25 protein-coding genes are annotated in these 25,071 nt (G+C 69.6%); 11 read left to right on the top strand and 14 right to left on the bottom strand.

Annotated elements, in window-relative coordinates; translation table 11 throughout:
- Nucleotides 1-120: 120 nt before the first annotated feature.
- The 3 genes from DN771_RS02835 to ric all read left to right on the top strand — a co-directional run bounded on the left by DN771_RS02835 (nt 121) and on the right by ric (nt 3,371).
- Nucleotides 121-1,389 (top strand): low temperature requirement protein A, encoded by a 1,269-nt coding sequence (locus tag DN771_RS02835; protein ID WP_205528386.1) that lies wholly within the window; start codon nt 121-123, stop codon nt 1,387-1,389.
- A 144-nt stretch (nt 1,390-1,533) separates the two neighbouring features.
- Complete coding sequence (locus DN771_RS02830) at nt 1,534-2,181, top strand: helix-turn-helix transcriptional regulator (RefSeq protein ID WP_116995830.1); 648 nt, start codon at nt 1,534-1,536, stop codon at nt 2,179-2,181.
- A 185-nt stretch (nt 2,182-2,366) separates the two neighbouring features.
- The gene (gene ric, locus DN771_RS02825; RefSeq protein WP_116995829.1) at nt 2,367-3,371 is read left to right on the top strand and encodes an iron-sulfur cluster repair di-iron protein; all 1,005 of its coding nucleotides are present in this window, start codon (nt 2,367-2,369) and stop codon (nt 3,369-3,371) included.
- Between the two features lie 51 nt (nt 3,372-3,422).
- Here ric and DN771_RS02820 read toward each other — a convergent pair whose 3' ends face one another.
- The 5 genes from DN771_RS02820 to sufB form a co-directional block, all read right to left on the bottom strand.
- On the bottom strand, nt 3,423-3,830 hold the full coding sequence (locus DN771_RS02820; protein WP_162941463.1) for a hypothetical protein: 408 nt from the start codon (nt 3,828-3,830) through the stop codon (nt 3,423-3,425).
- A 128-nt stretch (nt 3,831-3,958) separates the two neighbouring features.
- Nucleotides 3,959-4,501 carry a putative Fe-S cluster assembly protein SufT gene (gene sufT, locus DN771_RS02815; RefSeq protein ID WP_116995827.1) on the bottom strand — a complete coding sequence of 181 codons (543 nt, stop codon included), beginning with the start codon at nt 4,499-4,501 and terminating at the stop codon, nt 3,959-3,961.
- Entirely contained in the window at nt 4,498-5,679 is a 1,182-nt protein-coding gene (gene sufD / locus DN771_RS02810; protein ID WP_162941462.1) for a Fe-S cluster assembly protein SufD, read from the bottom strand. The genes sufT and sufD overlap by 4 nt, the downstream gene beginning before the upstream one ends.
- A gap of 2 nt (nt 5,680-5,681) precedes the next feature.
- Nucleotides 5,682-6,431 carry a Fe-S cluster assembly ATPase SufC gene (gene sufC, locus DN771_RS02805; RefSeq protein WP_116995825.1) on the bottom strand — a complete coding sequence of 250 codons (750 nt, stop codon included), beginning with the start codon at nt 6,429-6,431 and terminating at the stop codon, nt 5,682-5,684.
- On the bottom strand, nt 6,431-7,867 hold the full coding sequence (gene sufB, locus DN771_RS02800; RefSeq protein ID WP_116995824.1) for a Fe-S cluster assembly protein SufB: 1,437 nt from the start codon (nt 7,865-7,867) through the stop codon (nt 6,431-6,433). Before sufB ends, sufC begins: the two co-directional genes overlap by 1 nt.
- Nucleotides 7,868-7,946: 79 nt before the next feature.
- Here sufB and DN771_RS02795 point away from each other — a divergent pair, with 79 nt between their 5' ends.
- The 4 genes from DN771_RS02795 (at nt 7,947) to DN771_RS02780 (ending at nt 11,068) form a co-directional block, all read left to right on the top strand.
- Nucleotides 7,947-8,375: a group III truncated hemoglobin gene (locus DN771_RS02795; protein ID WP_162941461.1), complete on the top strand. Its 429-nt coding sequence runs from the start codon at nt 7,947-7,949 to the stop codon at nt 8,373-8,375.
- 11 nt (nt 8,376-8,386) lie between these two features.
- Nucleotides 8,387-9,625, top strand: a complete 1,239-nt coding sequence (locus DN771_RS02790) for a hypothetical protein (protein WP_162941460.1) — start codon at nt 8,387-8,389, stop codon at nt 9,623-9,625.
- 114 nt (nt 9,626-9,739) lie between these two features.
- Nucleotides 9,740-10,564: a YwiC-like family protein gene (locus DN771_RS02785; protein ID WP_116995821.1), complete on the top strand. Its 825-nt coding sequence runs from the start codon at nt 9,740-9,742 to the stop codon at nt 10,562-10,564.
- A 45-nt stretch (nt 10,565-10,609) separates the two neighbouring features.
- Nucleotides 10,610-11,068 (top strand): CopD family protein, encoded by a 459-nt coding sequence (locus DN771_RS02780; RefSeq protein WP_116995820.1) that lies wholly within the window; start codon nt 10,610-10,612, stop codon nt 11,066-11,068.
- Nucleotides 11,069-11,089: 21 nt separating this feature from the next.
- On the opposite strand, the gene DN771_RS02775 is transcribed toward DN771_RS02780, so the two are convergent.
- The 3 genes from DN771_RS02775 to DN771_RS02765 all read right to left on the bottom strand — a co-directional run bounded on the left by DN771_RS02775 (nt 11,090) and on the right by DN771_RS02765 (nt 14,025).
- On the bottom strand, nt 11,090-11,932 hold the full coding sequence (locus tag DN771_RS02775; protein ID WP_116995819.1) for a sulfite exporter TauE/SafE family protein: 843 nt from the start codon (nt 11,930-11,932) through the stop codon (nt 11,090-11,092).
- Nucleotides 11,933-12,031: 99 nt separating this feature from the next.
- Nucleotides 12,032-13,408, bottom strand: coding sequence for an MBL fold metallo-hydrolase (locus DN771_RS02770; RefSeq protein ID WP_116995818.1), 1,377 nt, complete (start codon nt 13,406-13,408; stop codon nt 12,032-12,034).
- Between the two features lie 2 nt (nt 13,409-13,410).
- Nucleotides 13,411-14,025, bottom strand: coding sequence for a rhodanese-like domain-containing protein (locus DN771_RS02765; protein WP_116995817.1), 615 nt, complete (start codon nt 14,023-14,025; stop codon nt 13,411-13,413).
- A 257-nt stretch (nt 14,026-14,282) separates the two neighbouring features.
- Between DN771_RS02765 and DN771_RS02760 the strand changes: the two genes are divergently transcribed.
- Both DN771_RS02760 and DN771_RS02755 read left to right on the top strand, forming a co-directional pair.
- The gene (locus DN771_RS02760; protein ID WP_116995816.1) at nt 14,283-14,552 is read left to right on the top strand and encodes a metal-sensitive transcriptional regulator; all 270 of its coding nucleotides are present in this window, start codon (nt 14,283-14,285) and stop codon (nt 14,550-14,552) included.
- A complete protein-coding gene (locus DN771_RS02755) occupies nt 14,549-15,904 on the top strand; it encodes an MBL fold metallo-hydrolase (RefSeq protein ID WP_116995815.1) in 1,356 nt (451 codons plus the stop codon). Before DN771_RS02760 ends, DN771_RS02755 begins: the two co-directional genes overlap by 4 nt.
- A 37-nt stretch (nt 15,905-15,941) precedes the next feature.
- On the opposite strand, the gene DN771_RS02750 is transcribed toward DN771_RS02755, so the two are convergent.
- Nucleotides 15,942-16,238, bottom strand: coding sequence for an Rv3488 family transcriptional regulator (locus DN771_RS02750; RefSeq protein ID WP_116995814.1), 297 nt, complete (start codon nt 16,236-16,238; stop codon nt 15,942-15,944).
- Between the two features lie 88 nt (nt 16,239-16,326).
- On the opposite strand from DN771_RS02750, the gene DN771_RS02745 reads away from it, so the two are divergent.
- Nucleotides 16,327-17,607, top strand: a complete 1,281-nt coding sequence (locus DN771_RS02745) for an APC family permease (protein ID WP_116995813.1) — start codon at nt 16,327-16,329, stop codon at nt 17,605-17,607.
- Nucleotides 17,608-17,731: 124 nt separating this feature from the next.
- On the opposite strand, the gene DN771_RS02740 is transcribed toward DN771_RS02745, so the two are convergent.
- The 3 genes from DN771_RS02740 to DN771_RS02730 all read right to left on the bottom strand — a co-directional run bounded on the left by DN771_RS02740 (nt 17,732) and on the right by DN771_RS02730 (nt 20,335).
- The gene (locus DN771_RS02740) at nt 17,732-18,952 is read right to left on the bottom strand and encodes a cation:proton antiporter (RefSeq protein ID WP_205528385.1); all 1,221 of its coding nucleotides are present in this window, start codon (nt 18,950-18,952) and stop codon (nt 17,732-17,734) included.
- Nucleotides 18,953-19,010: 58 nt separating this feature from the next.
- Complete coding sequence (locus DN771_RS02735) at nt 19,011-19,388, bottom strand: universal stress protein (protein ID WP_162941459.1); 378 nt, start codon at nt 19,386-19,388, stop codon at nt 19,011-19,013.
- Between the two features lie 236 nt (nt 19,389-19,624).
- Complete coding sequence (locus DN771_RS02730) at nt 19,625-20,335, bottom strand: alpha/beta fold hydrolase (protein ID WP_116995810.1); 711 nt, start codon at nt 20,333-20,335, stop codon at nt 19,625-19,627.
- A 166-nt stretch (nt 20,336-20,501) separates the two neighbouring features.
- Here DN771_RS02730 and DN771_RS02725 point away from each other — a divergent pair, with 166 nt between their 5' ends.
- Complete coding sequence (locus tag DN771_RS02725) at nt 20,502-23,183, top strand: ATP-binding protein (protein WP_116995809.1); 2,682 nt, start codon at nt 20,502-20,504, stop codon at nt 23,181-23,183.
- Nucleotides 23,184-23,206: 23 nt separating this feature from the next.
- Here DN771_RS02725 and DN771_RS02720 read toward each other — a convergent pair whose 3' ends face one another.
- Both DN771_RS02720 and DN771_RS02715 read right to left on the bottom strand, forming a co-directional pair.
- Nucleotides 23,207-24,031 carry an alpha/beta fold hydrolase gene (locus tag DN771_RS02720; protein WP_205528384.1) on the bottom strand — a complete coding sequence of 275 codons (825 nt, stop codon included), beginning with the start codon at nt 24,029-24,031 and terminating at the stop codon, nt 23,207-23,209.
- The gene (locus DN771_RS02715) at nt 24,028-24,948 is read right to left on the bottom strand and encodes a homocysteine S-methyltransferase family protein (protein WP_116996129.1); all 921 of its coding nucleotides are present in this window, start codon (nt 24,946-24,948) and stop codon (nt 24,028-24,030) included. The genes DN771_RS02720 and DN771_RS02715 overlap by 4 nt, the downstream gene beginning before the upstream one ends.
- Between the last annotated feature and the right edge of the window lie 123 nt (nt 24,949-25,071).

Genomic DNA, 25,071 nt, shown 5'->3' with positions numbered 1-25,071 from the left:
ACGAGCACCAGTTGGATGGCACGCGGATGAACGCCGGCTCGCGTCACGACTCGCGGTGTACCTCGGTCTATCACCTCAGGCGACGCGAGGGTCGCCGTCGAAGCGGAGAGGAGCCGTCCGATGCCAGTCGCGCCGCGGCCAGGCCTGGAGCCCGAGACGTCGCCCCACGACGAGCCGGTCTCGCGGTTCGGGGTTCGCGTCCCGATGACGTTGCGTACGATCGACGAGCCGCACCGCGGGGCCACGCAGCTCGAACTGTTCTTCGATCTGACGTTCGTCGTCGCGGTCGCCGGTCTCACGGGGCCGGTCGCCGAGCGCATCGCGGACGGCGACGGGCTCGCCCTGATCGTGCCCTTCCTTCAGGTGTTCTTCGCCATCTGGTGGGCGTGGATGAACTTCACGTGGTTCGCGTCGTCGTATGACACCGACGACGTCCCGTACCGAGTGCTCACTCTGGTCCAGATGGGCGGCGTGCTGGTGCTGGCGGCCGGCGTCCCGGTCGCCCTGGAGGACGACCGGTACACGGCGATCACCGGTGGCTACCTCATCATGCGGACGGCACTCGTGGCGCAGTGGATGCGGGCTGCCGCCGAGGAGCCGCGCACCCGAGGCACGGCGCGGCGGTACGCGTCGGGGATCCTGCTGGCGTCGGCCGGCTGGTTGCTGCGACTCTGCCTCGCCGAGGCCGGCCTCCTCCCCCGCCGCGCGCAGATCCCCGTGTTCGTCGTGCTCGCCGCCATCGAGTTGGCGGTCCCGCCTTGGGCAGAGCGGAGGCGGCCCACGAACTGGCACCCGCACCACATCGCCGAGCGCTACGGCCTCTTCGCGATCGTCCTGCTGGGCGAGGGAGTGCTCGCGCCGGCCATGGCGCTCGATCGCGCGATCAGCGCCGGCGGATTCAGCGCATCCCTCGTCGTGATCGCGGTCGCCGGACTCGTTCTCGTCGCCGCACTGTGGTGGATCTACTTCCTCGAGCCATGCGGCCGCGGGCTGGCCGCGAACCGGCGCCGCTCCTACGCGTGGGGATACGGCCACTACGGCGTCTTCGCGGCGCTGGCCGCCTCCGGCGCGGGCCTCGAGGTCACGGTCTCGCATGTTGGCGGTCACGCGCACGTCTCGTCGACCGTGGCCGCGGTGGCGGTGGCCGTCCCGGTCGGGATCTTCCTCGTGCTGGTCTGGTTGGTCAACGCACCGATCATGGGCAGACCGTTGATCCATCCGGCAGTGCTCGTCTGCGCCGCGGCATCGGTCGCTCTCTGCCCCGCCCTCGCGCCTGTGCTCGGCCTGCCTGCGACGATTGCGGCCATCGCGGCAGTCTGCGCGGGGGTGATCGCCGTGGCCCATGCGAGCGGTCGCGTGCCGACCCGCCTGTCGGTCGTGCGGCGGTGACGTTGCCCGGCGCGGGTCGCGCCGCACGTTGTCTCGAGATGGCTTCGCCACTTTTTCTGGCGCCGGACGGAAGTATGGGTGAGATAGCCTGGCAGGTGTGGCGTCGCTGTCCGTTCTCTCGACGATGAGCGTGACGGGTGGCCGATGAATGCGTTGCAGATCGAGGCGCGGGCGCTGGGTGACCCGACCCGCCACGAGCTGTTCCGTTACATCGTCGATGCCCATCGCCCGGTCGACGTCGTCGAGCTGACCGAGCACCTCGGGCTCCACCACAACTCGATCCGTCAGCACCTCGGCAAGCTCGTCGAGGCGGGACTCGTCTCGGAGGCCACCGCGCCACGGGCCGGACGAGGACGACCCCGCCTCGTCTACACGGCGGACCCGTCCGCCGAGAGCCGTTGGGGGGCCACCGGCCCGTACGAGCGACTGTCGCTGCTGCTGTCGGAGATCATCCGGACCGGGGACTCCCCCGTCGACGTCGGCCGCCGCGCCGGCCGGCACACCCGCCCCCCAACGAGCGGCACGACGGATCCGGTCGCCGGGATGATCGATGCCATGGAGCGACACGGGTTCGAGCCGACCGCCAGGCGACGAGGGAATCGCATCGACATCGTGCTGCGCAGCTGCCCGTTCGCGACAACGGCGTTGGTGGACCCCGATACGGTCTGCGGTCTGCACCTCGGTCTGGCTCACGGCGCCGCCGAGGAGCTCGGAGGCATCGTGATCGACGAGCTCGTCCCACGCGACCCCCGCCGCGCGGGTTGCCTGCTGCGCTGCCACGTCGAACCGTGACGTGACCGTCGGTCACGATCAGCGACCCGGCGCGCGGGCGGGGCGGGCGCCGGCGCACCCGAGTAGCGGAAAATTCTGTCATTCACTAGAACTAATCGTCCTGGTCCGAATAGGCTGGACGGAGAGGAGGCACCCGGCGCGTCAGTTCGGCCGCCTCCACCTCGCTGACAGGAAAGAAGGCGACCATGCAGACCTCGGTTCGCATCGACGGGGCGAACTGCCCCATGTGCTTCAACGAGACGCTCGAGGCGCTCGCCCGCGTCGACGGCGTGCGGCGCGTCCACGGTTCGTTCGACGGCCCCTGTCTCGAGATCGACCACGATGTCCCGTTGGAGACGATCCACCGCACCATCCGTGAGCACCTCCACGCAGTGGAGATGTTCGCCAACGAGATCCGCATGGTTCCGCTCGAACCGACCCCGCTGTCCACGACGTGCGCTCACCACCTCCCGGCCCTGCCCGACCCGGCCACGACCCCTGACCCGGCGGGGTACACCGTCGACCCGTCGATGACCCTCGGGGAGATCGTCACACGCCGACCGGCACTCGCGGCCGAGCTGGAACGGCGCGGTCTCGACTACTGCTGCCACGGCGGACGAACGCTCGCCGACGCCGCTCGTGCCGCGGGCCTGGACGCAGCGGCCGTCGCCGACGAGCTGTCGGGGTTTGCGGTCGACGAGCCTCCTGCTGCGTGGGCCTCGCTCGGTCCCTCCGAGTTGGTCGATCACATCGACAAGGTCCATCACCGGCATCTCTGGGCCGAGCTGCCGCGGATCAGCGCGCTGGTCGACAAGATCGCCACCGTCCACGGCGATCGCCACCCCGAGCTGTTCGAGGTGCAGCGCCTCTACGGCGAGCTACGAGCCGACCTCGAGCCGCACCTGGCCCAGGAGGAGCGCGAGCTGTTCCCCCTCATCCGCCGGCTGGCTGCGGCCGGCGACACGCCGTCCGCCGGGAGCCGGCTGCTCGTCGAGCAGATCGAGGCGCTCTCCGGCGAACACGAGACGGTGGGGGCGCTCCTCGACGATCTGCGCCGCGTGACGTCGGGCTACGCGGTGCCGGGAGACGGGTGCGCGAGCTACGCCGCGTGCTACCGGGCCCTGGCCGACCTGGAGGCCGACACCCATCTCCACGTGCACAAGGAGAACAACGTGCTGTTTCCCGCCGTCCGGACCGAACCTGCCGGATGATCCGCAGAGCAGGCGGCGATCGAGTCCATCGCGGACCTCGCCGCTGACGGCTCAGCGGCGGGCGAAGGCGAGCGCCACGCCGATCGGGACGCTCACCAGGACCACGACGAGCAGGAGCCGGTAAGCGACCAGGATGGTGGAGTGCTGCGTCCTGGAGCGGCCTCTGAGCGCGACACCCGACATCACGAGCACCGCGACGAGCGGGGCACTCCCCGCCGACACCATGACGGGACTCGACAGCAGCGTTCCGGCGATCACCGTCGCGCAGCCGAGGTTCCACATCCCGCACTGCGCGCCGACGAACGCGACGCTCGGAGTCGCGGCCGGCAGATGGGCCTGGCCGGCGCCGATCCCGAGCTGGGCGACACCGGCCACGAGCACGAGGAACGCCGCGACCCACGAACCGTTGCCCCAGTGCGCCGGCCCCGTCACCGCCGCGGCCACTCCGCCCGCGATCACGGAGATCCCGCCGGCGACGAGCAGCGGCAGGCTCCGAACCCGACGCAGGGACCAGACAGGTCCAGGCGGGGCAGCGATCGACGGCGTCCCCAGGAGGTCCCGGGAGCCGGGGAGTACAGGGGGTGCGGTCACATCAGCCCCAGTTGGAGGCGTGCGGCTTCCGACATGCGTCCGACGTTCCACGGCGGATCGAAGACGATGCGCACGTCGACGTCGTCGACGCCCGGGATCGAGCGCACCGCTCGCAGAGCGTCGGCGCGCAGGACGTCACCCATGCCGCAGCCCGGCGCGGTCATCGTCATGTCGATCTCGATCCGGCGGGTGCCGTCATCGGCCCGCACCTCTTCGCAGCGGTAGACGAGACCGAGCTCGACGATGCTGACGGGGATCTCCGGGTCGTAGATCTGTTGCAGGGCGTCGACGACCTGGCCGAGTTCGAACGGCCCGCCGGCGGTCACCCGGTTGGCCTCGACCGGATCGAGGCCGAGCGCGTCGGCGTCGGTGCCGTCGATCCGCAGCAGCGCTCCCATCTGGGTGCGCACCGTGATGCTTGCCCCGAGCCGCTGGACGACTTGGACGAGGCCGCCGGCGTCGAGAACGACCCGATCGCCATAGGGAACGGTCGTGGCCGTGCACTCGCGGGTCAGCTCCACCGGGTTCCAGCCCGTCATGGCCGCGCCGTCGATCGTGCCGAGTCGATTGCGGGCGTCGTCGATGCGTTCGACGCCGCGGCGGCGACCAATGCTGCGACGTGCTCCCGCAACGGCTCGTGGGAGATCGCGTCGGTGACGTCCCGGACGAATGCGTCGATCAGCATGGCCCGCGCGTCGCCGAGCGCGATGCCTCGGCTACGCAGGTAGTGCAGCGCTTCCTCGTCGAGACGGCCGACGGTCGCGCCATGGGTGCAGCGCACGTCGTCCGCAAGGATCGTCAACCACGGACGGGCGTCCGCTTCGGCGTTCGGGTCGAGGACGAGGTTGCGGCTCGTCTGGTGGGCGTCGGTGCCCGTGGTCCCGGGTCGCACGATGATCTCGCCGCTGAACGCTCCCCGGCCGTGGTCGTCGACGACACCGATGAAGCGTTGGCTGCTGGCGCAGTTCGATGCAGCATGATCGACGGTCACGACCGTGTCGTGCCGTTGGTGTCCGCCGGTGACGCTGATCCCGGAGATCTCGATGCGTGCGTCCGGTGCGCCGAGGTGCACCTCGATGGCGTTGCGGGCGACGTCACCGCCCACCGTCACTGACGTCGTGCGGACGGCGGAATCCGCCCCTTGGTCGATGCGGGTGCGACCGATGTGCGTCGCTGCCGACGCCTCGTTCTGTATCCGGTAGTGGGCGACGTCGGCACGGTCGCCGACGCGGATCGACGTCGTGACGTCTGCCACCGACGGGCCGTCGAGACCGGCGTAGGCCTCCACGACGGTCACGTGGGCGCCGGCACCCACGTCGACGATCGTGCGGGCCGACACCAGCGCGCCGGGTTCATCGACCGCGCCGGGGACGGCGAGGTGAACGACGTGAATCGGTTCCTCGAACCGCACGCCGTCGCCGACCGACACCACCGCCGCGCCTGCCCGGTCGGCGTGGTCCGCGTCGGAGACATCACACCGCACACCGGCCGGGAGCGCACCGTGGTCCGAGAGCCAGGCGACGTAGTAGCCGTTCACGAACACCATCCGCGGTCCGGCGGTGCCGACGATCGACTCGATCAGCGATGGCGACACCGACGTCGGGACCCCGGCCGACGGGCGGACCGATCGGGCCACGCGGTCCGTGATCTCGTCGAGCGGCGCATAGTGCCACCGGTCGTCGCGCTCTGTCGGGAGCTCGATACGCGCCTCGGTCACGGTCACACCGGCGCCTCGACGGGGAGGGCGCCGTACCCGCCGGCTTCCAGCTGATGAGCGAGCTCGAGGCCGCCGGACCGCACGATGCGGCCGGCTCGGAGCACGTGGACGCGGTCGGGCCGCACGTCATCGAGGAGTGGGGTGTGGTGGGTGATGATCAGCATCGAACGGTCGGGGCTGCGGAGTCGTTCGATCCCCTGGGCGACGACACGGAGGGCGTCGATGTCGAGTCCGGAGTCGGTTTCGTCGAGGATCGCCAACCGCGGCTCGAGCATCGACATCTGCAGGATCTCGTTGCGCTTCTTCTCCCCGCCGGAGAAGCCGGCGTTGACCGACCTGCTCAAGAACGCCGGGTCCATCGCCAGGAGCGCCATGTGCTCTTTGGCCAGGCCGAGGAACTCGACTGCCCCGAGCTCGGGCAGCCCTCGCCGGGCCCTGATCGAGTTGACGGCGGTGCGCAGGAAGTACATGTTGCCCACGCCGGGGATCTCGACGGGGTGCTGGAAGGCGAGGAAGAGCCCTGCTGCCGCACGGTCTTCGGGTGAGAGCGAGAGCAGGTCGGCACCGTCGAAGGTGACCGTGCCGGTGATCTCGTACCCGTCACGGCCCGACAGCACGTTGGAGAGCGTGGTCTTCCCGGATCCGTTGGGGCCCATGATGGCGTGGACCTCGCCGGAGGGGACGTCGAGGTCGAATCGGTCGAGGATCGTGCGGCCTCCCACCGATGCGCGCAGGTCGGCGATGTGCAGCATCAGCCGACCGCCCCTTCGAGGCTGACCCGCATCAGGGCTTGAGCCTCGACCGCATACTCCATCGGGAGCTCGTCGAAGACCTCCCGGCAGAACCCATTGACGATCATGGTCGAGGCATCCTCCTCGGTGAGTCCGCGTTGGCGGCAGTAGAACAGTTGGTCGTCGCTGATCTTCGATGTCGACGCTTCGTGCTCGACTTGAGCCGTGTCGTTCTTGACCTCGACGTAGGGAAAGGTGTGGGCGCCGCAGTCCGGCCCGATGAGCAACGAGTCGCAGCGAGTGTGGTTCCGTGCGCCGGTCGCCGAGCGGAGCACCTTGACCAGCCCGCGATAGGTGTTCTGGGCGTGCCCTGCGGAGATGCCCTTCGACAGGATCGTGCTGCGCGTGTTGCGCCCGATGTGGATCATCTTGGTCCCGGTGTCGGCCTGCTGACGGTTGGTCGTGACCGCGACGGAATAGAACTCGCCGACGGAGTCGTCCCCTTGCAGCACGACGCTCGGGTACTTCCAGGTGATCGCCGAGCCGGTCTCGACCTGGGTCCACGAGATCTTCGAACGGGCGCCCGCGCACCGGCCGCGCTTGGTGACGAAGTTGTAGATGCCGCCCCGGCCATCGGCGTCGCCGGGGTACCAGTTCTGCACCGTGGAGTACTTGATCGACGCATCGTCGAGCGCGACCAGTTCGACCACTGCGGCGTGCAGTTGGTTCTCGTCACGCATCGGTGCGGTACATCCCTCGAGGTAGCTGACGCTGGCGCCCTCCTCGGCGACGATCAGGGTCCGCTCGAACTGACCGGTCTCGGCGGCGTTGATCCGGAAGTACGTCGACAGCTCCATCGGGCACTGGACGCCTGCCGGCACGAAGCAGAACGACCCGTCGGAGAACACCGCCGAGTTGAGCGCAGCGAAGAGGTTGTCCCGATAGCCGACCACCGAACCCAGGTAGCGGCGGACCAGATCGGGATGCTCGCGAACGGCCTCGGAGAACGAGCAGAAGATCACGCCGGCCTCGGCGAGCGTCTCTTTGAACGTGGTGGCCACCGACACCGAGTCGAGGATCGCGTCGACGGCCACCCCCGAGAGGCGTTCCTGTTCGGCCAGGGAGATGCCGAGCTTGTCGAACGTGGCGCGGATCTCGGGATCGACCTCGTCGAGGCTGGCGAGCTGGGGCTTGGGTTTGGGCGCCGCCCAGTAGTGCATGTCCTGGTAGTCGATCGGCGGGTGGCGGAGGTTGGGCCACGTCGGCTCCTCGAGCGTGAGGAAGTGACGGAACGCACCGAGGCGCCACTGCAGGAGCCACTCCGGTTCGTCCTTCTTCGCCGAGATCAGGCGCACGACGTCCTCGTCGAGGCCTTTCGGTGCCAGGTCGGTGTCGAGATCGCTGTGGAATCCGAACGCGTACTCCCGCGCGACCAGTTCGTCGACCATGTCGGACATCTCGTGCTCCTCCCTCGCAGTCGGCTTTCTCACACTCTATGCTAGAAATATTCCGAACGTGTCCGATGGGAGCAACACGATGCGAGACCGACCGCGACCGGCGCCGAGCCGCGATCTGGACACCCACGAGCAGATCGCCGAGATGGTCCGACAGTTCTACGCCGACGTCGCCCAGGACGACCTGCTCGGTCCGATGTTCAACGAGGTCGCGCGCGTCGACTGGTCCGAGCATCTGCCCAAGCTGACCGATTTCTGGTGCCGCGCGCTGCTCGGCATGACCGGCTATCAGGGCAACCCGTTTCGCGCCCACCTACTCGTCCATGCCCAGCGGGCGTTCACCCCGGCGCACTTCGAACGGTGGTTGACCCTGTTTCACGAGACCCTCGACCTCGGCTGGATCGGGCCGAACGCACAACGGGCTCACGACCTCGCCGACAACGTCGCTCGAGTCCACAGCCGCCAGCTCCTGGGACAGGCGATCGCGGTCGCTCCGAGCGCGGGGTCATGACGAGGACGGCCATGAACGGCCCGGCACCGAGGTCGAGCGCGACCGACGGCGCGGCCGTCCGCGCAGAAGCACGCGGAGCCGCCGGACGGGTGGCGGAGGTGCATGCCCAGACCCGTCGCGGGCTCGTCGTGACGGCGGCGTTCGCCGCCGCCGGGGTCGTGACCGCCATCACGGGCGTCGGTCGCGACTGGTGGCTGCCGCTGCATCTCTTCGTTGCCGGCGGGTTGCTCAGCGCGATCTCCGCCGTCACGCAGATGCTGGCCGTCACCTGGTCGGCCGCTGCCGCCCCCCGGGCGACGGTGGTTGCGACCCAGCGATGGCTCCTCGCCGCCGGAACCATCGGGTTGGTCACCGGTCGTGAAACCGACCGGACGTGGATGTTCACCGCAGGCGGGGTGGCGGTGGTCGGGGCGATGCTCGGCCTGGCGGCGATCCTCCTCGGCATCCGACGAGCGGCGGTCACCCCACGATTCGCGCCGGCGATCGAGGCCTATGTCGCCGCCGTCGTCGCCGGTGCCGCCGGGATGACGATCGGGATCTTCCTCGGCGCCGGACGAGGCGGGTCGAAGTTCGTCGAACTCCGCGACGTCCATCTGACGCTCAACCTGTTCGGGCTCGTCGGGCTGGTCGTGGCCGGCACGCTGCCCTTCTTCGCCGCCACCCAGGTGCGCACCAAGATGTCGCCGTACGCCACACCGAACGTGATGCGGACGACGTCCGCGGTACTCACGGCCGCGACCGGTATCACCGCGGTCGGCCATCTCACCGCTCGACCGGGCATCGCCGCAGCCGGACTCTCGGCGTACGCGCTGGGACTGCTCGCCGTCGGCGCGATCCTGCCGATCTACGCCCGCAGCCGCCTGTCGTGGGCCGGACCCCGGCTCCTGCAGCTGACCGCCGGGCTCGTCTGGTGGGCAGCGATGACGGTGGGCCTGGCCGTCACCACCCTCCGCGAGGCCAGCGACCGAGCGGTCCTCCAGACCCTCGTGATCGGTGGATTCGCGCAGATCCTCATCGCATCGCTCGCCTACCTCGGCCCCGTCCTGCGCGGCGGCGGGCACCGTCAACTGACCGCCGGATTCACCATCACGCGCTCGTGGGTGTCGCTGGCCGCCGGCAACGCGGCGGCGCTCGCCGCCCTCGCCGGCCGCGACCGGATCCTCGTCCTCGTGCTGGCGATCTGGCTCGCCGACCTCGTGCTCCGCACCGGGCGGCTGCTGGGCTCCTCGAGGGGCGGGGCGCGTGTCTGAGCACCACCACCCACGGCGCGGGCAACTCCTGCTGCGGACGGGGCCGATCCGGACCAACCGGCCTGCTCGCCCGCCGCACCGTGGAGATCAGTCGGACGAACCCCGGGAGGCACCATGACACTCCACGCCATCAGCCATCGCGAGGCCCGTGCGGCGGGACCCGGCGATCGGTCCACCCTGCGGGCAGTGGCCATGCCGACCGAGCACGGTGGGTGGAGCCTGACCCTGGAGCCGGTCGTGCTCGGCCTGTTGGTGGCATGGTCATGGCCCGGACTGGCGATCGGTGCGGCTGCGATGCTGGCGTTCCTGGCGCGGACGCCGCTCAAGCTGGTGCTCGTCGACCGGTGGCGCGGACGCTGGCTGCCACGGACTTCGGTGGCCGCTCGTGTCGCGACCGTGCAAATCCTCGCCCTCGCAGCGCTCGTCGTCCTCGCGACGTTCGATGCCGACTCGAGGTTCTGGTGGCCGTTGCTCGCTGCCGCGCCCTTGGTGACCATCGAGTTGTGGTTCGACATGCGCAGCCGCAGCCGGCGGCTCCTGCCCGAGCTCGCCGGAACCGTCGGCATCGGGTCGGTCGCCGCGATGATCGCACTGGCCGACGGCGCCGATGCCACGCTGGCGTTGGGGCTGTGGGCCGTCGTCGCGGCGCGCGCGTCCGCGGCCATCCCCTACGCACGTACACAGGTCTTCCGCGCCCGCCATCGCCCTCACCGGCTCTGGCACAGCGATCTCGCCCAGATCGTCGCGGTGGCAGCCGTCGCGGTCGCGTGGCTGCCCGGAGCCGCGCCGATCGCGTCCCTGGTCGCGATCGCCGCCGTCGCGACGTTCAACATCGGAGCCGTGCGTGCAGCACCCCGCCCGGCCAAGATCGTCGGGCTGCAGCAGATGCTCTTCGGCATCGCCGTGATCGTCGTCACCGCCATCGCCGTGCCCACGTGAACCAATCGAGTCGTCTCCGGATCCGAGCCGGAGAGGGGGTCTGACATGTCCGACTACTACATCGCCTTGAGCCTGCACGTTCTCGGGGCCACCATCTGGGCGGGAGGGCACCTCGTGCTCGCCGTCACGATCCTGCCCGATGCACTCCGCAAGAAGCGTGCTGCGACGGTCAGCGAGTTCGAGCGGCGGTTCGAGCGGATCGGCCTCCCCGCGCTCGCCGTTCAGATCCTCACCGGACTCTGGCTCGCCGAGAACCTCCTCGGATCACCGGACAACTGGTTCGGCTCCAGCGGCATCGCCAGAACCGTCCAGGTCAAGCTCGGCCTCCTCGCCATCACGGCGGCGCTCGCCATCCACGCCCGGTTTCGGGTCATCCCCAAGCTCACCGACGACACCCTGCCGACGCTCGCCTGGCACATCCGGATCGTCACCCTCGCCGCGGTCGGTTTCGTCCTTGCCGGTGCCAGCATCCGGTTCGGCGGCTATCCGGTCTTCGAGCGCTGACGGTACACGGTGGCGCCCGAGCTACGAGACGAGCGAGGCGGTGGCGCGGACCGCTGTGTAGACGGCCACGGCGACGAGGAGGGCGGCGAACCATCGCAGGCTTCGCCGAGGATCGAGACGATCGGCGACGCGGCCGCCGGCCAGGACTCCGGCGATGGCGGAGATCACGAACGGCAACGTGATGCCCCAGTCGATCGACGTGGTCGCCAGCCGTGTGCTCAAGGCCACGGCTGCGTTGATCGCGATCACCAACAGCGAGGTTCCGATCGCCTCGGGCATCGGCAGCTTGAGGACGAGGGTGAGGGCGGGGACGATGACGAAGCCCCCTCCGACGCCGAAGAGGCCGGTCAGGAAGCCGACGGCGGTCCCAGCCGCCAACACGGTGAGCACGGAGCGGACGTCCACACGGCGCCTCACGGACATCGCCGCAGCGGACAGGGTCGATGGTGCCTCGGCGGAGCCCTGCCGGAGGGCGGTGGCCTCGCCGACCTTGGTGCAGGTCGGGCAACCGGTCAACATCCGCCACGCCGCGACGCACACGAGCCCGGCGAACGACAGCAGCAGGACGTCGGGGTCGATCCGTTGGTTGAGCGCTGATCCGGCGAGTGATCCGCCAATGCCGGTGAGCCCGAACACCACGCCCGTGCCGACGCGCACTCGACCGGCGCGCCAGTGCGATGCCATACCGACGAGCGATGCGATCCCCACGAGGATGAGGCTCGTCGTGGTGGCGCTTCGAGCCGGTTGACCGGCGGCGTAGACGAGGACCGGAACGGCGAGGATCGAGCCGCCGCCGCCGAGGGCGCCGAGCGACACACCGATCAGGAACCCGAGCGGCGATGTCAGGAGCGCGCGCAGGTTCACGGGAGGTCGACCTCGTCGCGTCGACCATGCCGAGCTCTGGCGTCCATCGCGATGCGCCCGGCGGTGTCGCTCATGGCTGTGGCTCTGTCGCCTGGCTCATCAGCGATGAACGACCTGTGTCCAGGCCCCGTAGCCGCCGACGATGTCGCTCACGTCGGAGAAGCCGTTCGCGCGCAGCAGCGACGCCGCAACCGACGACCGGTACCCGCCCGCGCAGTAGACGACGGTGGGGCGCTCGGGGTCGAGCTCGGCCAGCCGCCCTGGGAGCTGTCCCACCGGGATGTTGATCGCTCCGCGTATGGATCCGAGGGCGTACTCGCCGGGGTTCCGGACGTCGACCAGCTGAAGCTCGCTCAGCTCCTCCTGGCGCTGTTCCAGCTCGACCGGCGTGAGCCGTGATGCCACGTCGACGCGATCCTGGTGGGTCTGGAGGACCTCGAACGGGCGGTCGACATGGCCGAGAACCCGGTCGAAGCCGATGCGGCCGAGTCGATTCTTCGCCTCGAGCTCGGTTCCTGGCTCGACGAACAGAACGATGTCGATGTCGGACGGGACGACCGAACCGGCGAACTCGGCGTAGCGCCCCTCGAGACCGACGTTGACCGCGCCGTGCAGATGGCCGCGAGCGAACTCGACGGGGTCGCGGCCGTCGATGAGAAGGGCGCCGTTCGCCATGGCCGCTTGCACCTCGTCCCAGTTCATCGGGATCGGGAGTGCGGTCTCGTCCATCAACGCTCGATGCTGCTTGTTGAGTGCGGCGTCGTGCGCGAAGTAGCCCGGAGCCGGCGGCTGCCCTTCCGTCACCAGTTCGACGAAGGTCGTCTGGTCCGGTGCCAAGAGGGCGTAGTTCTCGTGCCGTTGCGCGCCGATGGTGGAGGTCAGCTCGGTCGAGAGGTTCTTGCCGCACGCCGAGCCGGCCCCGTGCGCAGGAAACACGCGTGTCGAGTCGGGCAGGGACAGCAGTTGGCGATGGAGCGAGTCGTAGAGCTTCGTCGCCAACTCCTCCCGGCTGACGCCCACCGAGGCGAGCAGATCAGGTCGGCCGACGTCACCGATGAACAACGTGTCCCCGGTGAGCACTCCGTAGGGGGCTTCGTCGCCGTCGTGCTCCCAGACGACGATGCTCATCGACTCGGGGGTGTGCCCGGGCGTGTGCCGGATCTCGAGCACCACCTCCCCCAGCGAGATCCGTTCGCCGTCAGCGAGCTTGCGGATCTCGTACTCCGGCTCCGCAACGGCGGACAGACCGATCGCCGCGCCGGTCTGCGCAGCGAGCTCGAGGTGACCGGACAGGAAGTCGGCGTGGAAGTGCGTCTCGAGCACGAGCTCGATGGTCAGGCCGTGAGCGGCGGCGTCGGAGAGGTACCCGGAGATGTCGCGCTGCGGGTCGACGACCACGGCCCGGCCGGTGGACTCATCCCCGATCAGGTACGAGGCGTGCGACAGGCAGTCGAGGTAGTACTGGTTGAAGATCATCGTCAGCGCTCCGATCGGGTGGTTGCTTCGGCGGTTGTGAGGCGGTCGAGCACGTCCAGCATGTCGCAACTGGCGCCCCGGTTGTAGGGGAGCTTGGCGAGCATGCTCGCCATCCCGCAGGTGTTGGTGACGGCGGAGAACACGAGGCCGGCGCCGATGAGCCCGGCGAGGAAGCGCACCGGCGCGAGCCAGATGCTCCCCACGACGCTCGCGGCGACCAGTCCCCCGGCGACGAGGCGCACCTGGCGGTCCATGGCCCAGCGCGTCTGGTTGGTCCGCGCCACGTGGCCGCCCGACGCGGTCCAGGCGTTGATGCCGCCGTGGAGCAGGCGTAGGTTCGATTTGCCCGCAGCCACCAGCTGCTCGAGCGCCTTGGTCGCCCGGGCTCCGGATTGGCACACGAGCACGACGTTGTGGTCCAGCCCGGCCAGATCCGCGACGTGCTCGTCGAGCAGGTCGAGCGGCACGTTGTAGGACCCTTCGATGTGACCCGTCTCGAACTCACCGGGCGATCGCACATCGATCACGTGCACAGCAGGGTCCTCGGCCCGCATGCGCTCGAGCTCGTGGATGTCGATGGTGGCGGTCCGGGAGAGTCGGGTGTCGGTGGTGGTCATGCAGGCGCTCCTGAACTGTGTTGGTGTTGTTGGTGTTGTTGGTGTTGGTGGTGGTGTTGTTGTTTGGCGGTAGCGGTGGACGTGACGATCGCGAGGTCAGCGTCGCTGTCTGGTCGCTTCCCAGATACCCCGGGGGGCATGTGACAACGTATCGACCACATCCTGAATTTGCTACCCCGGGGGGTATGCAAGACGCATGATCGCAGGCATACTTGAGTACCGCCCGGGGTATCCCGACCAGTGATGAGGAGCCGTACATGGAGCTGCCCGACGAGACCGTTGCCGACCTCTTGCGCCGCCTCCGACGCATCGAGGGCCAGGTGCGAGGAATTCAGTCCATGCTGTCCGAGCAGCGCGAGTGCGCCGATGTCGTGACCCAGATCGCCGCGGCGTCGAAGGCGCTCGAACAGGTCGGGTTCAAGCTGGTGGCCGCCGGCCTCACCTACTGCCTGGCTCATCCCCGCGAGGCTGCCGCAGCCGGTTACGACCTCGACCGCGTCGAGAAGATGTTCATGAAGGTCGGATGATCAGCGTTCGCATCGTCGAAACGCCGGGCCTCGGGGACCGGACCTATCTCGTGACCGACGGCGCCGTCGCCGTCGTCATCGATCCCCAGCGCGACTTCGACCGCGTGCTGGACGTGGCCGGCGACGTGCCGATCACCCACGTGTTCGAGACGCACATTCACAACGACTACGTCACGGGCGGGCTGGCACTCGCCCACCACTGCGGCGCCACCTACGTTCTCAACGCCGACGACCCGGTTCGCTTCGAGCGCTACGGCATTCGCGACGGCGAGCGCATCGCCACCGGATCGTTCACGGTCACGGCGATCCACACCCCCGGCCACACGCCGACGCACCTGTCCTACGTCGTCGCCGTCGGCGACGAGCAGATCGCCGTCTTCACCGGCGGGTCCCTGCTCTTCGGCGCGATGGGCCGCACCGACCTGGTGGATCCGGCCCGGACCGATGAGCTCACCCGGGCGCAGTACCGGTCCGCCCACCGGCTCGCCGATCAGCTTCCAGATGCGACCGAGGTCTATCCGACGCATGGATTCGGCAGCTTCTGCTCGGCGACGGAGACGAAGGGCACGCAGTCGACCATCGCTCAGGAGAAGCGGCAGAACAACGCGCTCACCACGACCGAGGACGCATTCGTCACCGAACTGACGGCGGGGCTCACCGCCTACCCGCGGTACTACGCGCAGATGGGCCCGCTCAATCTCGCGGGGCCTGGCGAGGCCGATCTCTCGATGCCGCAACCCGTCGATCCGCACGTGCTGCAGCACCGGCTCGAGCACGGCGACTGGGTCGTCGATCTGCGATCCCGGCGCGCCTACGCTGCGGGCCACGTGCCCGGCACCGTGTCGATCGAGCTCGCCGACCCGTTCGCGACGTACCTCGGCTGGACGGTTCCCTGGGGCGCTCCCCTCACGCTCATCGGCGACACCGCCGAGCAGGTCAGCGACGCCCGCCGCCAACTCGTGCGCATCGGCATCGACCAGCTCGACGGCGCAGCGGTCGGCGAGCCGCACCATCTCACCCCGGACGGCACGGTCACGACCTACCGCCGGGCCACATTCGCCGAGCTGGCGGCGGAGCGCTCACACCGTCCGCACGACATCGTCGTCCTCGACGTGCGCCGGGCCGACGAGTGGGACTCGGGACACCTCGACGGTGCCGTGCACATCCCGTTCTACGAACTGCGAGGGCGCGAGCACGAGGTCCGGGACGGCGAGGTGTGGGTCCATTGCGTCTCGGGGTACCGCGCGTCGATCGGCGCGTCTCTGATGGACCGAGCCGGGCGCGCGGTCGTCCACATCGACGACGATTGGGACCACGCGGCCGACGCCGGCCTCGACATCGTCGCTGATTGACCCAGCCCGCGGGAACCGTACAGATGGCGGATCAGCGTCAGCCGTCGAGAAGCTCGTCGGCGAGTTCGGCGAGGAGTCGCTTTGCGTCGCGGAGCGCGCGGCGGCCGGCCGGGGTGATCCGGTACACGCGTCGAGTCCGACCGTCGACCACCTTGTTGGCTGAACGCAACAGGCCCTCTGCCTCCATGCGGTGAAGTGTCGGGTAGAGGGTGCCGGGACTGATCGAGTAGCCGTGCTCGGCCAGCTCCGCCGCCATCCAGGCCCCGTGCACACCGCCGTCGGCGGCATGGTGAAGCACGTGCAAGCGAACGGCGCCACGGACGAACTCACGCATGCCCGCAACCTAACGTCCACGATTCCGTGGGCCCATGGACTTCTCACGTCTGCTATCGGAATTCGATATCGGAAGTAGAGTCCGGTCGATGGCACAGTCACCCGATCCCATCGGCGACACTGCCCCTCCGAGCCGCCTCGAGCGCCGGCTCGGACTGCTCGATGCCGTCGTGATCGGGCTCGGGGCGATGATCGGCGCCGGCGTGTTCGCGGCCATTGGGCCCGCAGCACGGGCCGCCGGCACCGGACTGTTGGTCGGGCTCGGGATCGCCGCCGTCGTCGCCTACTGCAACGCCACGTCCTCTGCGCAGCTCGCCGCCATCTACCCACAGTCCGGTGGCACCTACGTCTATGGTCGTGAACGACTCGGACCGTTCTGGGGCTACCTCGCCGGGTGGGGCTTCGTCGTCGGCAAGACCGCCAGCTGCGCCGCCATGGCGCTCACCGTGGGGGCGTACGCCTGGCCTGACTGGCAACGCCCGATCGCGGTGGGCGTCGTCGTCGCGCTCACCGCCGTCAACTACCAGGGCGTGCAGAAGACCGCCTGGCTCACCCGCGTCATCGTCGTGATCGTCCTGGCAGCTCTCGCCGCCGTAGTCGTCGCCGCTCTCGGCGGCGGAACGGCGGGCGTCGGCAATCTCGACAGCGTCACCGAGGCCGGAGGGTGGACCGGGATCCTCCAGTCCGCCGGGTTGCTGTTCTTCGCGTTCGCCGGGTACGCCCGCCTCGCCACCCTCGGCGAGGAGGTCGTCGACCCCCAACGCACGATCCCTCGTGCGATCCCGCTCGCCCTCGGGATCACGCTCGTCGTCTACACCCTGGTCGCGGTCTCCGCCCTCCTCGCCGCGGGGCCCGACGCGCTCGCCGCGTCGAACGCCCCGCTCGACACCGCCGTGCGAGCGGGCGACCTCGAAGCTCTGTCACCGGTCGTGCGCGTCGGCGGCACCATCGCCGCGCTCGGCGTGCTGCTGTCGCTCATCGTCGGCGTCAGCCGGACCACCTTCGCCATGGCTGCCAACGGCGAGATGCCACGATGGCTCGACGCCGTCCACCCGCGCCACCGCGTCCCGCATCGCGCCGAGATCACCGTCGGGGCCATCGTCGCTGCGGTGGTGCTCGTCGCCGACCTGCGCGATGCGATCGGGTTCAGCTCCTTCGCCGTGCTCACCTACTACGCCGTCGCCAACGCCTCCGCCTACACCCTGCCCCCACATCAACGTCGCTGGCCGCGTGGTCTCGCCGTGCTCGGCATCATCGGATGTGTCGGCCTCGCCGTCACCCTGCCGTCGGCCAGCGTCATCGGCGGACTGATCGTGCTCGCACTGGGCGTGCTCGTGTGGATCGCGAGGCACCGGCTCCGCTCGAACTGACTCCGCCGCCGGAGCAAGGTCGAACGACCGCGCACAACACCGCGCAAGCGTGCCGGCGGCATGTGTTCGTCGTCGAGGTGCTGGCACCGTGACCGATCGCGCACGGTGGCCTGGCGTCACCGTGCTACGTCGAGCGCCGAAGTGCCGCGCTCGCCGTGACGCCGTGGATCGCCACCGACAACAGGATGACGAGAATCGCGACCGCCCAGATCTCCGCTGCCTGGTCGAACCGCTCTGCGGTGACGGCGTGCGCCAGGTAGTAGATGGTTCCCATCCCTCGAATGCCGAAGAAGGAGATCGTCAGCCGGTCGGAGCGGTCGACAGTGCTGCCGAGGAAAGCGATCAAGCCGGCAGCAGGCCTCAAGAGCAGCACGATGGCGATCGCGGCGACGGCAGCAGGGATGTCGAGGCTCCCGAGCGCTCCGTCGATCGCAGCTCCGCCGAGGAGCATGAGGAAGATGACGCTGGCGAGACGTTCCAGAGTCTCCGCGAAGTCGTGCAGCGCTTGGTGGTAATCGTGGTCCCGCTCGGATTGGCGGAGCGTGACGGCAGCGACGAACACGGCCAGGAAGCCGTAACCGTGAACGAGTTCGGTGACGCCGTAGACGATCAACGTTGCCCCGACCGAGACGAATCCTTGTCCGGTACTGGCCAGCCTGGCAGGTGACGGGGACCGGAAGGCGAGCAGAGCCACCAGTCGTCCGAGGGCCAGCCCTGCGGCGACTCCGACAGCGACCTTGATGAGCACGTCGTGGACGGCCCAGCGGGCGAACCATGCCCCGCCGGCGGCAAGTGCGATGGCCAGATTGGTGAAGGGGAACGCCAGCCCGTCGTTGAGGCCGGCCTCGGACGTCAGGGCGAACCGCACCTCATCGTCGGCGTCGTCTTCCTCGTGTTCCCCGGGACCGGCCAGTTGCACGTCGGACGCCAGCACCGGGTCGGTCGGCGCGAGGACCGCACCGAGCAGCACAGCCGCTGCGATCGGAAGGCCGAGGACGGCGCCGCCGAGTAAGGCAATGCCGCCGATCGTGAGCGGCATTGCGATGCCGAGCAGCCGCCAGGTGCTCGACCAACCCCGCCAGGAGACCGGCCGACGCAGCTTGAGGCCGGCGCCCATCAGCGAAGTGATGACGACCAGTTCGGTGAGTCGCTCGGCGAGCGTGATGTCGGAACCATCCGAGACTCGGGGGGCGTCAATGTCGATCGGTAGGGAGAACAGCGCCATGCCTGCGGCGATGTAGATCATCGGCGTCGAGATCGGTGCGTTCTCGACGATCTTTGGCAGGACGGCCGCCAGCACGACGGCGAGCCCCAAGATCGCTAGGACGAACGGATAGGTGTCCACCAGGCTGGCTGACTACTCGTCCCTCGACCGTTGGTCACGAGGTGAGCCTGGACCCCCGTCACGACGGCGCTCCCAACGCCGGCAGGACGAGTACGGGCAGCGGTGCGTGCGCCACCACATCATTGACCGCCGAGCCTGTCAACAGCCGGCGGAGCCTTCCCGTGCGATCTTGACTGAGCACGATCACGTCGACGGACGCGCGCGACGCCGCCTCCACGATCGCCTTCCAGGACTCGCCGTCCTCGGCGAGCGGCTGAGGGCCAGCGACCGCGCCGGCCTCGGTGGCCGTGATCGGCTGGACGGTTGGTTGCCCCGTGCCCCATGCCAGGTCCAGGTCGATCGAAGACCGTTCAGCCTCCATGACCAGCACTTCGCAGCCCGAGCCCAGAATCTCCAAGGTTCGGGCGGTGAGGTCGACGACCTGTGCCGGGTCCATGAGGACGAGGAGAGCGCGTGAGGTTGGGTGCATGAGCCGTCCTGTTCGGATTGTCGTGGTGATCGCCGACCAGACTTCCCGGCACGCCTACCGGCCAACCTAGCTCGCCGGGGCTCGGCCATCGTCACGAGTGCAGGTCGCGATGCAAGACGGCCGATCGGTCGCCCCGACGGCGGTCTCGGCGCTGCTCCCAACCGGGCGGCCGTCCGCCACGGATCGTCCGACCCGCTCCGTACTCAGGCTGCAGCCACTGCGGCGCCTCCTGCGGCCGTGACGATGGTGTCGGCCACGACGCCGGCCTGCGAGACGAAGAGTGCGTGGCTGGCCGGCACGTTGGTGATCTGCGCACCGGCCCGCTTGGCCATGTGCTGCAGCATCGCCTGGTCGAACGCCTTGTCCTCGCTGGCGATCACCGCCCACGTGGGCTTGTCCCGCCAGGCGGCGTGCTTCACCGGAGTGCCGAACACCGCCATGTTGATGGGCACCTGCGAATCACGCAGGAAGGCGGCGTCGGCGTCGGTGAGGTCGTGCGCGAAGCCGGCCTTGAACGCGTCCGGGTCGAGGAAGCCGAAGCCATCCTCGCCGGTGTCGATGACGAACTCGGGCGTCGCCGCGAAGCCCTCGTACTGCTGCGCCGTCGTCTCGCCCGCGTCGGGCGCCAGCGCCGACACGTAGACGAGGCCGGCAACCTTGGGGTGCACGCCCGCCTCGGTGATCACCGTTCCGCCCCACGAGTGCCCCACGAGGATGGTCGGTCCGTCCTGGAGGTCCAGCACACGCCGGGTCGCGGCGACATCGTCCTCCAGCGAAGTGAGCGGGTTTTGGACGATGGTCACCCTGAAGCCGCGAGCGGTCAGGTTGTCGTAGACGCCACGCCAACCCGACCCGTCGGCGAACGCGCCGTGCACCAGCACGACGTTGGTGATCGGTTGCTCGGTGGTGCTCATGGTTGTCCTTCCAGTCGTCTCCTCGGCTCCCACTCGGACGAGCAGCAGCCCGGACCGCGATCGTCCGTCCGATATGTAATATATCACACTCGGAATCGTCACGAGTCGCCAACGACGCCCCCGCTCTCCCGGGCAGTTCCGGGCACGCCGAGCCTACGATCCGTGCATGCCAGGCCTGATCCTCGGGCGCGCGTCGGTGCTCGGCGATGTCGCACGGCGTCTGCGCGACTCACGGCTGGTGACCATCACGGGCCCCGGCGGCATCGGCAAGACGACGGTGGCCGACGCGACCCTCCTGGCCGAGGCCCACCGCTACCCGCTCGGCTCGGCCCGCGTCGACCTGACGCTGATCGACGACGAGCGCGAGGTCGGCTCGGCGATGGCCGCACAGCTCGGCTTCGGCTCGTTCCGGGCATTGCTCGATTCGCCGACAGATCAGGCGGCGTTGGTGGTGATCGACAACTGTGAACACGTGCTCGAGGCCGCCGCAACAGCGATCGAAACCCTGCTCGCTGCGTGTGCCTCGCCAACCGTCCTGGCGACCAGCCGGTCGCCGCTCGGAATCCGAGGCGAATCGGTGGTCGTCCTCGGGCCTCTCGACCTGCCGGCGGCCGGCACCGACGAGCGGGAGTCATCAGCGGTCCAGCTGTTCCTGCGCCGAGCCACCGAGAGCGGCGCAGGCGTGGCCGATGCCGACATGGCGACTGTCGCCCGCCTGTGTGAGCTGCTCGACGGCGTGCCGCTGGCCATCGAGCTCGCGGCCGCACGGACACGCGTGCTCAGCCCGGTCGAGCTCCTCGAACGGCTCGGCGACCTCGACACGTTCCGACGCTCGCGCTCTCGCGGCGCCACCCGGCACCGCAGTCTGCGCGACACGATCGCCTGGTCGTACGCCCTGCTCGACCACGACGACCAGAGGTGTTTCGACCGGTGGTCGGTGCTGACGGGCCCGTTCACCATCGACGACGCCCATGTGGTCGGCGCTGACGGCCACACGAACGACACGCTCGATCGCCTGGACCGGCTGGTGTCCGACTCACTCCTCGCGACGTCGTCCGTCGCTGGCGTCACCCACTACCGACAGCTGGAGGTCGTGCGCGCCTACGCACGCGAGCGCCTCGTCGCCTCCGGCGAGTGGGACGCCACCTGGCAACGCTTCGTCGACCTCGTGACCGAGCGGGCGACGGCGATCGCCACCGACGCCGCCACCGCCTGGGGAGGAACGTCGCTCGCCACGACGATCAGCCGGCTCGATCAGCACCTCGCCGCCCTCCGCTGGTGTCTCGAGCACGACGATCGGCCGGCTCGATCGCTGATCCTCGTGGCGACGCTCTGGGGCGTCGTCCATCAGGCTCGGGCCGGAGAGATCGCCCCGCTCGCGGAGCTCGCGCTCGAACGATGGAACGAGCCGACGCCGCCGGTCTGGGCGGACGCCGCGGCGACGGTTGCCACGTGCCGGTACCTCGCCGGGCGGCCAGCCGACGCGATCGCGCTCGCCGAGCGGGCGTTGCCCGACTCATCGGAATCGCCCTATGCGCCGTGCACGCTGCGACGCGTGATCGCCCACTCCCTCGTCGCCATCGGGGATCTCCCGCGAGCGATCGAGCAACTGTCGTCGGCGATCGAGCTCGCCAACGAGCGCGTGCCGGCACTGGCGGCGGAGATGACGGTCAGTTGCGCCGAGCTGTCGGTGACGCTCGCCGACCGCACGCCGGACAGTCCCGCAGTGTGTGCCGAGCAGCTGGCGATCGTGCGGCGCATCGCGACGGCCGCCGAACGGGCCGGGGCGTCGGTCAACGAGATCTGGGCCCGGTCCGTCGAGGCGAGCGTGCTCACGAGGGTGGACGAGACTCAGGCACAGGCGGCGGCGCAGCGGGCACTCGATCAAGCGACTGCGGCGGCGTATCCGGCTGCCGAGTCGGTGAACCTCCACACGCTCGCCACACTCGCGCTCGGCGCCGGAGATCTCGTCGCCGCAGCGGCGTCGACGAGATCTCTGATCGACGGTCTGGTCGCCCGGGGCGCTGAGTGCGAGCTGCGCAACGGCCTGCGCCTCGCAGCCGCGCTGCTCGAACGGCACGGCGATCCGGCATGGGAGGACCTTGCCGCGACAGTCGACGACCTGCCGGTGGTGAGCTTGTTCTCGCTGCCCGGGCGGGAGCGGACCGTCCTCCCTCGCGCGCACGGCACTCCGATGGAGTTGCGCTCCGCCGTGTCCGCCGCGCGCCGGGGGCTCGATCGCGTCCGGCACGGCGAGGCCGAGCCCCTGCGGCCCGGCCGAATCGCCGTCGACGACCGCGCACCGGAGGTGAACGAGTGGTGCCCAGAGGGCGAGCTCTGGAGGCTCACGTACGCCGGCGTGACCGTGCGCGTGCCCTCGTCGAAGGGCTTGCGAACCATCGGCCGCCTCCTGGCTGCTCCGGGAACGGACATCCACTGCCTCGACCTCGCCGACGCCGGCGTGGAGGACCGGCCGACCGGCGACGTCATCGACGCCCCCGCCCGGCGGGCGTACGAGCAGCGCATCCGCGAGCTCCAGGCCGAGGTTGACGAGGCCGAGGCCGACGCCGACCTGTTCCGCGCCGAGCGCGCCCATGCCGAGCTCGACACCCTGGTCGACCATCTGACCGCGGCCGTCGGTCTCGGGGGGCGCACGCGGCGGGAACGGGACACCACCGAACGCGCCCGCTCGGCGGTCACCCAGCTCATCCGCTCGACGATCCGACGCCTCCGCGCGTCCCATCCCGGCCTCGCCGACCACCTCGACGCGTCGATCCAGACGGGTATCCACTGCCGGTACCGGCCACCGTGGCCCACCCTGTGGAGTTCCGTCGGCCCGCCCGGTTGAGGACCGCCGAACGCGTCTCCGAGTCAGCGAATTCCTGCCCAGAACTCGCGCAGGAGGGCGTTGAACTCTTCGGGCGACTCCTGGAACGGCTGATGGGCCTCCTCCTCGAGGATGACGAACCGCGCCCCGGGGATGGCATCGGCGACGAGGCGACCCAGACGCGGCGGGCAGATGATGTCCTGGCCGCCGGCGACGACCAACGTCGGCACGGCGATCCGACCGAGCCGATCGGTGGTGTCGTGGGCTCGGAACGCAGCCAACTGAGCATGGAACGAGGCCGTGGTCTGGGGATGGGCAAACGTCAGGGCCTCGTCGACCAGCATCGAGACGAGCCCTGTCTCGTGGGCCCGCTTGGAGTACACCCACACGAAGAAGGCCTCGTAGAACGCCCGCTCCGACGGGGCGCGGTCGGCCATCCACGACCAGGCGTCGGCCATGGCCAGCATCAGTGGATCTGCTGCCGCCCACGTGCCGATCAGGGTGAGGCTGTCGAGCCGTCCCGGGTGGCGGATGGCGACCTCCTGCGCCACGGCGCTGCCGCCCGAGAACCCGACGACGTGCGCTGTGTCGAGACCCAGGTCGTCGAGCACGCTGACGGCGTCCGCGGCCATCGACGCGACGGTGAGCCCTCCTGCCGGCAACTCCGACCGGCCGACCCCGCGATTGTCGAACGCGACGACCCGGTGGGTCGGCGACAGGCCGGTGAGCTGCATCTCCCACGCCTCGGCCGGATCGCCGAGCCCGGCGATCAGCAGCACCGCGTCACCTGTGCCGCGATCGTCGATCCAGATCCCGTCCCGGGTCATGCGGGTAGTGCCGCCGTGCAGCTCCGTCGTCGGGGTGCTCACGCGACGAGCCTCTCGGCGATCGCGGCGACGTGTTCGTGGTCGGTGCCACAGCACCCACCGACGACCCGCAGGTCGAGTGTGGACCCCAGCTCGCGGTAGTGCTCGGCGAGCTCGGCGGTGTCGCCGCGGTCGAGATCGTCGGCTGCGTCGAGCTCTTCGTGGCTGAGCCGCGAGGCGTTGGCCCGGACACCCTTCACACGCGCGAGCCACGCGGCATCGGTCTCGAGCGCCGCCGCGAAGTGCGTCGGGTGCGCGCAGTTGATCATGTAGTACGCCGGCGCGCCATCGGTGGCGGCATCGACCTCGCTGATCGCTCCTCCGAGCGTCTGCCCCGACGGGAGCACACCGTCGGTCTCGACGGTGAACGACACGACCACCGGCAGCCCGACGGCGACCGCCGCCCGAACGATACCGATCGCCTCAGCCGCGTAGGTCATCGTGATCGCGCTGATCATGTCGGCCCCGGCCTCGTCGAACGCCCGCGCCTGGACGCCGTGGTAGGAGGCGGCCTCTGCGGTCGACATCGTGGAGCCGACGACGTAGCCGTCACCCCGCGGGCCGATCACCCCGTTGGTCACGGCGACGAGGCCCGACCGCTCCGCGGCGAGATCGCGGACGAAGCGCACGGCGTCGCGGTTCACCGCCGCCAGGCGCAGATCGTCGTAACCGATGCGGGCGCCCCAGTCGAGGTTGGCCCGCCAAGTGGGAGTGTCGACCACGACCCCGACGCCGAGGCGGTGCGCGATGGACAGGTAGGGGGCGTAGTAGTCGGCGAGCGCCGCTCGGCCCGACTCGGAGTCGAGCAGCGGGAACGCCGCGAAGTCGGGGAGCTCGAGTCCAGCCTGGAAGACGAGTGACGTCTCGAGCCCTCCATCGGTGATGAACGGCTTGTCGCCGCTGAGCTGAGGGAGTGTCATGAGTGGTTCCTCCACGTCGGGGGATCGCGGACGCGTCGGGTGACGACATCCACCTCTTCGGCGTGAGAATCCGACTCACGACGTGAGATGCGAACTCACGACGTGGGGGTTGCGGCCCGTCGG

This window comes from Desertimonas flava (assembly GCF_003426815.1).
Lineage (GTDB): Bacteria > Actinomycetota > Acidimicrobiia > Acidimicrobiales > Ilumatobacteraceae > Desertimonas > Desertimonas flava.
This window is presented reverse-complemented; position numbering and strand designations above follow the sequence as displayed.

Coding starts and splice junctions, on each gene's coding strand:
- sufB (WP_116995824.1), bottom strand. CDS start 7,867: ATGTCCGACATGGTCGACGAACTGGTCGCGCGGGAGTACGCGTTCGGA.
- DN771_RS02750 (WP_116995814.1), bottom strand. CDS start 16,238: ATGCGTGAGTTCGTCCGTGGCGCCGTTCGCTTGCACGTGCTTCACCAT.
- DN771_RS02780 (WP_116995820.1), top strand. CDS start 10,610: ATGTCCGACTACTACATCGCCTTGAGCCTGCACGTTCTCGGGGCCACC.
- DN771_RS02735 (WP_162941459.1), bottom strand. CDS start 19,388: ATGGACCCGGCACAGGTCGTCGACCTCACCGCCCGAACCTTGGAGATT.
- DN771_RS02715 (WP_116996129.1), bottom strand. CDS start 24,948: ATGACACTCCCTCAGCTCAGCGGCGACAAGCCGTTCATCACCGATGGA.
- DN771_RS02790 (WP_162941460.1), top strand. CDS start 8,387: ATGAACGGCCCGGCACCGAGGTCGAGCGCGACCGACGGCGCGGCCGTC.
- DN771_RS02765 (WP_116995817.1), bottom strand. CDS start 14,025: ATGACCACCACCGACACCCGACTCTCCCGGACCGCCACCATCGACATC.
- DN771_RS02745 (WP_116995813.1), top strand. CDS start 16,327: ATGGCACAGTCACCCGATCCCATCGGCGACACTGCCCCTCCGAGCCGC.
- DN771_RS02730 (WP_116995810.1), bottom strand. CDS start 20,335: ATGAGCACCACCGAGCAACCGATCACCAACGTCGTGCTGGTGCACGGC.
- DN771_RS02795 (WP_162941461.1), top strand. CDS start 7,947: ATGCGAGACCGACCGCGACCGGCGCCGAGCCGCGATCTGGACACCCAC.
- DN771_RS02725 (WP_116995809.1), top strand. CDS start 20,502: ATGCCAGGCCTGATCCTCGGGCGCGCGTCGGTGCTCGGCGATGTCGCA.
- sufC (WP_116995825.1), bottom strand. CDS start 6,431: ATGCTGCACATCGCCGACCTGCGCGCATCGGTGGGAGGCCGCACGATC.
- ric (WP_116995829.1), top strand. CDS start 2,367: ATGCAGACCTCGGTTCGCATCGACGGGGCGAACTGCCCCATGTGCTTC.
- DN771_RS02835 (WP_205528386.1), top strand. CDS start 121: ATGCCAGTCGCGCCGCGGCCAGGCCTGGAGCCCGAGACGTCGCCCCAC.
- DN771_RS02830 (WP_116995830.1), top strand. CDS start 1,534: ATGAATGCGTTGCAGATCGAGGCGCGGGCGCTGGGTGACCCGACCCGC.
- DN771_RS02770 (WP_116995818.1), bottom strand. CDS start 13,408: ATGATCTTCAACCAGTACTACCTCGACTGCCTGTCGCACGCCTCGTAC.
- DN771_RS02755 (WP_116995815.1), top strand. CDS start 14,549: ATGATCAGCGTTCGCATCGTCGAAACGCCGGGCCTCGGGGACCGGACC.
- DN771_RS02760 (WP_116995816.1), top strand. CDS start 14,283: ATGGAGCTGCCCGACGAGACCGTTGCCGACCTCTTGCGCCGCCTCCGA.
- sufT (WP_116995827.1), bottom strand. CDS start 4,501: ATGACGGGCTGGAACCCGGTGGAGCTGACCCGCGAGTGCACGGCCACG.
- DN771_RS02785 (WP_116995821.1), top strand. CDS start 9,740: ATGACACTCCACGCCATCAGCCATCGCGAGGCCCGTGCGGCGGGACCC.